Here is a 6,217-nt window from a genome sequence, read left to right as displayed (position 1 = left end):
GTGCCCCGGCCCGAAATCGAGAACACGTCCTCGATCGGCATCAGGAACGGCTGGTCGATCGGCCGGTCCGGCGTCGGGATGTAGCTGTCAACCGCCGCCATCAGCTCGCGGATCTTGCTCTCGCCGATCGCGTCGTCACGCCCTTCCATCGCCGCCAGCGCAGACCCCGCGATGATCGGGATGTCGTCGCCGGGGAAGTCGTACGAACTCAGAAGCTCGCGCACTTCCATCTCGACAAGTTCCAGAAGCTCCGCGTCATCGACCTGGTCGACCTTGTTCAGGAACACAACCAGCGCCGGAACACCCACCTGGCGCGCCAGAAGGATGTGCTCGCGCGTCTGCGGCATCGGGCCGTCCGCCGCGTTCACAACAAGGATGCCGCCGTCCATCTGCGCCGCACCCGTGATCATGTTCTTCACGTAGTCCGCGTGGCCGGGGCAGTCGACATGCGCGTAGTGACGCGCATCGGTCTCGTATTCCACATGCGCCGTCGAGATCGTGATCCCCCGCGCCTTCTCCTCCGGCGCCGCGTCGATCTGGTCATAGGCCTTGAACTCGCCGAAATACTTCGTGATCGCAGCCGTCAATGTCGTCTTGCCATGATCCACGTGACCAATCGTCCCGATGTTCACGTGCGGTTTCGTCCGTTCGAATTTTGCCTTCGCCATGGTTCGGGCGCCTCGTCGATTGGGGGGCCGGGAAGGGCCCGATTCAACACCGGGCGCTCTCTAGTCCGTGACCAGAGAGAAATCAAGCATCAGTTGGCGGCAGGCGGAGGGTCCAGAACCGCCTGGGACAGCGTATCGACGGGGGCCGGGGCGGCGGCCGGTTCGACCGGGGCAGGCGGCGCCGCGGCCGGATCATAGCCAAACCAGGCCTCGCGGTTCTCGATCATCCAGCGCTCGATCCGAAGTGCAGCGTTCGTCGCCAGAACCCGCATCTGCTCGTCCTTGCTGCGGGTGTACCCGGTGCCGACCACGGTCTCGCCCGACATACCCTCGAAGATCGACATCTGTTCGGCCTCGGCGTTCAGCTTCTTGCGTGCCGCGTCGTCCCAGACATTGGCCGAGATCACCAGGATCGACTTCGGCGCGGCGATCACCGGCACGCCGGGCACCGCCAGGGCATAGCCGTCGACGTTGATGCCGAAATGGTAAAGCTTCTCGCCCTCGTAGCGCGAGAAACGCCGCTCCAAGGCCTCCTTCAGAACGGTTTCCCATTCATCGGCCGTGGCGCTCCGGCTGGGCGGTACCAGCTTGGCGTTGTCGGCAACGACGATCGTGTAGCCGAGCCGGAAATCGCCCATCGGCTCGGGCGGGGCGTCCAGCGGGTCCTTGGCGGCGCAAGCCGAAAGGATGGCAAGGCCGCCGATCAGCAGCACGGAACGAAGAACAGAAGCGGCGCGGTGCATGGTCCCCCCGAGATATGCAAGCCCCGACCGGGATAGCGCAGGGCACCGCCCCGCGCAACGCCCTCGGCTCAGGTGAAGCGGTTGTCGCGCGGGAAGCCGCGCGGGGCCATGCGGCCGGTGCCGGCGCGCTTGCCGATCCATTCGGAAAGCTCGGTCTCGGTGCGGGTCCGGCCCGCCGGGTCGCGCCAGCACAGCCCATCGGCCAGCGCGAAGGTGATCGCGTCGGACAGCCCGCCGTCCTTGTATTTCTGCAGCCGGACCCCCTTGCCGCGGGCCATTTCGGGCAACTCTTCCAACGGGAAGACCAGAACCTTGCGGTTGTCCCCGACACAGGCGACATGGTCGCCCCGGACCGGCTTGCACACGCGCGCCACCGTGCCCTCCCGGACATTCAGCACCTGCTTGCCTGCGCGGGTCTGGGCCAGGATCTCGTCAAAGGGCACAAGAAAGCCATCGCCGGCGCTGGAGGCAACCAGAAGCCTTTCGCCGGGTCGATGGATCATCAGCGCGACGATCTCGGAGTCGTTCGGCAGGTCGACCATCAACCGCACGGGCTCCCCCATGCCGCGCCCGCCAGGCAATTGCGCGACCGCAAGCGTATAGAACCGCCCGTTGGCGCCGAACAGGATCAGCTTGTCGGTGGTCTCGGCCGGGATCAGGAAACGGCCCTCGTCGCCATCCTTGAATTTCAGGCTGGCGCCGTCCTCGATGTGGCCCTTCATCGCGCGGATCCAGCCCATCCGGGAACAGACGATCGTCACCGGCTCGCGCTCGATCATCGCCTCGATGGGCACCTCGGGGGCCTCGGCCGCCTCGGCGAACCGGGTGCGCCGCGCGCCGCCGGGCGATTTGCGGCCGAATTTCTCGCGCACCTCGCGCAGTTCGTCGGCGATGCGCTGCCACTGGACCGCTTCGTTGTCCAGCAGGGTCTCCAGCCCGGCGCGTTCCGTCATCAGGGCATCGCGCTCGGCGTTCAGTTCCATCTCTTCCAGCCGCCGCAGCGACCGCAGGCGCATGTTCAGGATGGCCTCGGCCTGCACATCGGTCAACTGGCCCGCGCCGGTCGGCGGCAGGGGCGAAACGTAGTCGCGTTCGGAGGTCGCGCGCGGGCGGCGCATCGACCAGTCCTCGGCCATCAGCGCGGGCTTCGGGTCGTCGTCATAGCGGATGATGTCGATCACCCGGTCGAGATTGAGGAAGGCGATCAGCAGGCCTTCCAGCACCTCCAGCCGGTGGTCGATCTTTTCCAGCCGGTGCTGGCTGCGCCGGATCAGCACGTCGCGGCGGTGGTCGAGAAAGGCGCGCAAAACCTCCTTGAGGGAACACACCTTGGGTGTGCGCCCGTCGATCAGCACGTTCATGTTGAGGCTGAAGCGGGTTTCCAGATCCGAGTTGCGGAACAGCATCCCCATCAGCACCTCGGGGTCGACGTTCTTGGACCGGGGCTCCAGGATCAGGCGGATGTCCTCGGCGCTTTCGTCACGCACATCGGCAAGGATCGGGATCTTCTTGGTCTGGATCAGGTCGGCGATCCGCTCGATCAGCTTGGATTTCTGCACCTGATAGGGGATCTCGGTGACCACGATCTGCCAGGTGCCGCGGCCCAGATCCTCGACCTGCCAATGCGCCCGCAGCCGGAAGCTGCCGCGCCCGGTGCGATAGGCCTGGGCGATGTTCCCGGCCGGTTCCACGATCACGCCGCCGGTGGGGAAATCGGGGCCGGGGATATACTGCAGCAGCGTGTCGTCCTGGGCGTTCGGCGTCTTGATCAGATGCAGGCAGGCGCCCACCAGTTCCTCGATGTTGTGCGGTGGGATGTTGGTGGCCATCCCCACCGCAATGCCACTCGACCCGTTCGCCAGCAGGTTGGGGAACGCGGCCGGCAGCACCACCGGTTCTTCCAGCGTGCCGTCGTAATTGGGGCGGAAGTCGACCGCGTTCTCGGCCAGCCCCTCCATCAGCGCCTCGGCCGCCGCGGTCAGGCGGGCCTCGGTGTAGCGGCTGGCGGCGGGGTTGTCGCCGTCGATGTTGCCAAAGTTCCCCTGCCCGTCCACCAGCGGGTATCGGACGTTGAACTCCTGCGCGAGGCGGGCCATAGCGTCGTAGATCGCCGCATCGCCGTGGGGGTGATAGTTCCCCATCACGTCGCCCGAGATCTTGGCCGACTTGCGGAACCCGCCGGTCGAGGAAAGCCGCAACTCGCGCATCGCATACAGGATGCGCCGGTGCACCGGCTTCAGCCCGTCGCGCGCATCCGGCAGCGCCCGGTCCATGATGGTGGACAGCGCATAGGTCAGGTACCGCTCGCCGATCGCACGGCGCAGCGGCTCGGCCAGGGGCGGCACGTCCATCTTGGGGTCGTCGGTGGCATCTGTCATGGATGTTGTGTAAAGCGGCGGTCAGGCGCGGTCCAGAGGCGAGTGGTTAAGGCATGGGGCAAAGATCGGTCCTGATCACCGGATGCTCTTCGGGCATCGGATACGACGCGGCGCATGCCCTGCACGCCCGGGGCTGGCGCGTCTTCGCCACTTGCCGCAAGCCCGAGGATTGCGCGCGGCTGACCGCCGAGGGGCTGGAAAGCTTTCCGCTGGACTATGCCGACCCGGACAGCATCGCGGCGGCAGTGCACGAGGCACTGTCGCGCACCGGCGGCAAGCTTGATGCGCTTTACAACAACGGCGCCTTCGCCTGCCCCGGTGCAGTCGAGGACTTGCCGCGGGACGCGCTGCGCGAGATCTTCGAGGCGAACCTCTTTGGCGTCCACGATCTGACGCGGCGGGTCATCCCGGCAATGCGCGCGCAGGGGCATGGCCGGATCGTCAACTGTTCCTCGGTGCTGGGATTCGTCCCGATGAAGTGGCGCGGCGCCTATGTCGCCACCAAGTACGCCCTCGAAGGGCTGACCGACGTCCTGCGTCTGGAAATGCGCGACACGGCGATCCGGGTAATCCTGATCGAGCCCGGCCCGATCACCTCGCGCATCCGCGTCAATTCCATCCCGCATTTCGAACGCTGGGTCGACTGGCAGGCCAGCCCCCGCGCTGCGCAGTACCGGGCGAGCCTGCTGAAACGCCTCTACGAAAGGCGCCCGCCGGACCGTTTTGAACTGCCCCCCGCCGCGGTCAGCGCGAAACTGGTGCACGCGCTGGAATCGCCACGCCCGCGAGCGCGCTATCTCGTGACAGCACCAACGCACATCATGGGGACGCTCAGGCGGGTCTTGCCTACGGCCGCGCTGGATTGGATCCTGGCCAAGGGGTGATCGCGGCCCTGGCCCCACCTCCAGCCAATGCTAGATCGGAACCGAAACCAGCAGGAAGGCCCCGACATGACCGAGCCCAGACTCTACACCCGCACCGGCGACCACGGCGAAACAGCGCTGGGCGACGGCACGCGCGTGCCCAAGGACAACCCGCGCATCCGCGCCTATGGCGCCGTGGACGAGGTGAACGCCGCGCTGGGCGTCGCGCGGCTTCATGCCGGGGGCGAGATCGACGCCCGCCTCGCGACGATCCAGAACGACCTGATCGGCCTAGGCGCCGATCTGCACAAGGACAAGGGGGCCGACGACACGCCGATGCGGATCAGTGCCACGATGGTGGCGCATCTGGAAGAGGAGATCGACGCCATGACCGCCGACCTGCCGCCACTGACCCGGTTCGTCCTGCCCGGCGGTTCGCCCCTGGCCGCCCATCTGCATGTCTGCCGCACGCTGGTGCGCAGGGCCGAGCGGCTGACGGCCAAGCTTGCCACGGCCGAGGGCGTGAACCCGCAGGTGCAGGCCTATCTCAACCGGCTGTCCGACTGGCTGTTCGTCGCCGCACGTGTCGCCAATGACAACGGCCGGACCGACGTCCTGTGGACCCCGGGCAGCGGCCACTAGTGTCGCGCGCAACAAACGGAAACCTGCCCGACGCGGCGTCGAAACATCATGTCGCGTCGATTTTGGTCTGTTGTCCCGGTTTCAGACTCGCTAACACGTGCCGGAACGACTGATCCGCCCCGGTCCCCGGGGCCTGCGATAGCCAAGGAGACACACGCCGATGAAGGTACTCGTGCCTGTCAAGCGGGTGATCGACTACAACGTGAAGGTCCGCGTCAAGGCGGACGGCACGGGCGTCGATCTCGCCAATGTCAAGATGTCGATGAACCCCTTCGACGAGATTGCCGTGGAAGAGGCGATCCGGCTCAAGGAGAAGGGCCAGGCCGACGAGATCGTGGCGGTCTCGATCGGGGTGAAACAGGCGCAGGAAACCCTGCGCACGGCGCTGGCCATGGGGGCGGACCGCGCGATCCTGATCGTCGCCGCGGACGACATCCACCAGGACATCGAGCCTCTGGCGGTCGCCAAGCTGCTGAAGGCGGTGATCGACGAGGAACAGCCGGGCCTCGTGCTGGCCGGCAAGCAGGCGATCGACAACGACATGAACGCCACCGGCCAGATGCTGGCCGCGCTGCTGGGCTGGGCGCAGGGCACCTTCGCCTCCGGGCTGGAGATCGAGGGCGAGAACGCGGTCGTGACCCGCGAGGTCGATGGCGGCCTTCAGACGATCAAGGTGAAGATGCCCGCCATCGTCACCGTCGACCTTCGCCTGAACGAACCGCGCTATGCCAGCTTGCCCAACATCATGAAGGCCAAGAAGAAGCCGCTGGATGAAAAGACCCCGGCCGATTACGGCATCGACGTGACGCCGCGGCTGACGGTGGTCAGGACGGCCGAGCCGCGCGAACGGCAGGCGGGCATCAAGGTGGGCTCGGTCGACGAGCTGATCGCGAAACTGAAAGACGAAGCGGGGGTGCTGTAAG

General features: G+C 66.6%; 6 protein-coding genes. 3 read left to right on the top strand and 3 right to left on the bottom strand.

Annotated elements, in window-relative coordinates:
• The 3 genes from EV655_RS14565 to EV655_RS14555 all read right to left on the bottom strand — a co-directional run.
• Positions 1-668 (bottom strand): GTP-binding protein (locus EV655_RS14565; protein WP_132546084.1); only part of this gene is annotated, 668 nt, incomplete at its 3' end.
• Positions 669-757: 89 nt separating this feature from the next.
• Complete coding sequence (locus tag EV655_RS14560; protein ID WP_132546083.1) at positions 758-1,411, bottom strand: hypothetical protein; 654 nt, start codon at positions 1,409-1,411, stop codon at positions 758-760.
• A 68-nt stretch (positions 1,412-1,479) separates the two neighbouring features.
• Positions 1,480-3,789: a DNA topoisomerase IV subunit A gene (locus EV655_RS14555; RefSeq protein ID WP_132546082.1), complete on the bottom strand. Its 2,310-nt coding sequence runs from the start codon at positions 3,787-3,789 to the stop codon at positions 1,480-1,482.
• Positions 3,790-3,842: 53 nt separating this feature from the next.
• Here EV655_RS14555 and EV655_RS14550 point away from each other — a divergent pair, with 53 nt between their 5' ends.
• The 3 genes from EV655_RS14550 to EV655_RS14540 all read left to right on the top strand — a co-directional run bounded on the left by EV655_RS14550 (position 3,843) and on the right by EV655_RS14540 (position 6,216).
• On the top strand, positions 3,843-4,673 hold the full coding sequence (locus EV655_RS14550) for an SDR family oxidoreductase (RefSeq protein WP_132546081.1): 831 nt from the start codon (positions 3,843-3,845) through the stop codon (positions 4,671-4,673).
• Between the two features lie 66 nt (positions 4,674-4,739).
• Positions 4,740-5,294: a cob(I)yrinic acid a,c-diamide adenosyltransferase gene (locus EV655_RS14545; protein WP_132546080.1), complete on the top strand. Its 555-nt coding sequence runs from the start codon at positions 4,740-4,742 to the stop codon at positions 5,292-5,294.
• Between the two features lie 160 nt (positions 5,295-5,454).
• Entirely contained in the window at positions 5,455-6,216 is a 762-nt protein-coding gene (locus EV655_RS14540) for an electron transfer flavoprotein subunit beta/FixA family protein (RefSeq protein WP_132546079.1), read from the top strand.
• The last annotated feature ends 1 nt before the right edge of the window (position 6,217 follow it).

Origin of the sequence: Rhodovulum euryhalinum, from assembly GCF_004342445.1 — a bacterium.
GTDB lineage: Bacteria > Pseudomonadota > Alphaproteobacteria > Rhodobacterales > Rhodobacteraceae > Rhodovulum > Rhodovulum euryhalinum.
The sequence above is the reverse complement of the archived record's forward strand: the minus strand, read 5'-3'. Positions and strand labels throughout refer to the sequence as shown.

Bases quoted from the DNA above. Each gene is read 5' to 3' on its own strand.
- EV655_RS14560 (WP_132546083.1), bottom strand. From the start codon at position 1,411: ATGCACCGCGCCGCTTCTGTTCTTCGTTCCGTGCTGCTGATCGGCGGC.
- EV655_RS14555 (WP_132546082.1), bottom strand. From the start codon at position 3,789: ATGACAGATGCCACCGACGACCCCAAGATGGACGTGCCGCCCCTGGCC.
- EV655_RS14550 (WP_132546081.1), top strand. From the start codon at position 3,843: ATGGGGCAAAGATCGGTCCTGATCACCGGATGCTCTTCGGGCATCGGA.
- EV655_RS14545 (WP_132546080.1), top strand. From the start codon at position 4,740: ATGACCGAGCCCAGACTCTACACCCGCACCGGCGACCACGGCGAAACA.
- EV655_RS14540 (WP_132546079.1), top strand. From the start codon at position 5,455: ATGAAGGTACTCGTGCCTGTCAAGCGGGTGATCGACTACAACGTGAAG.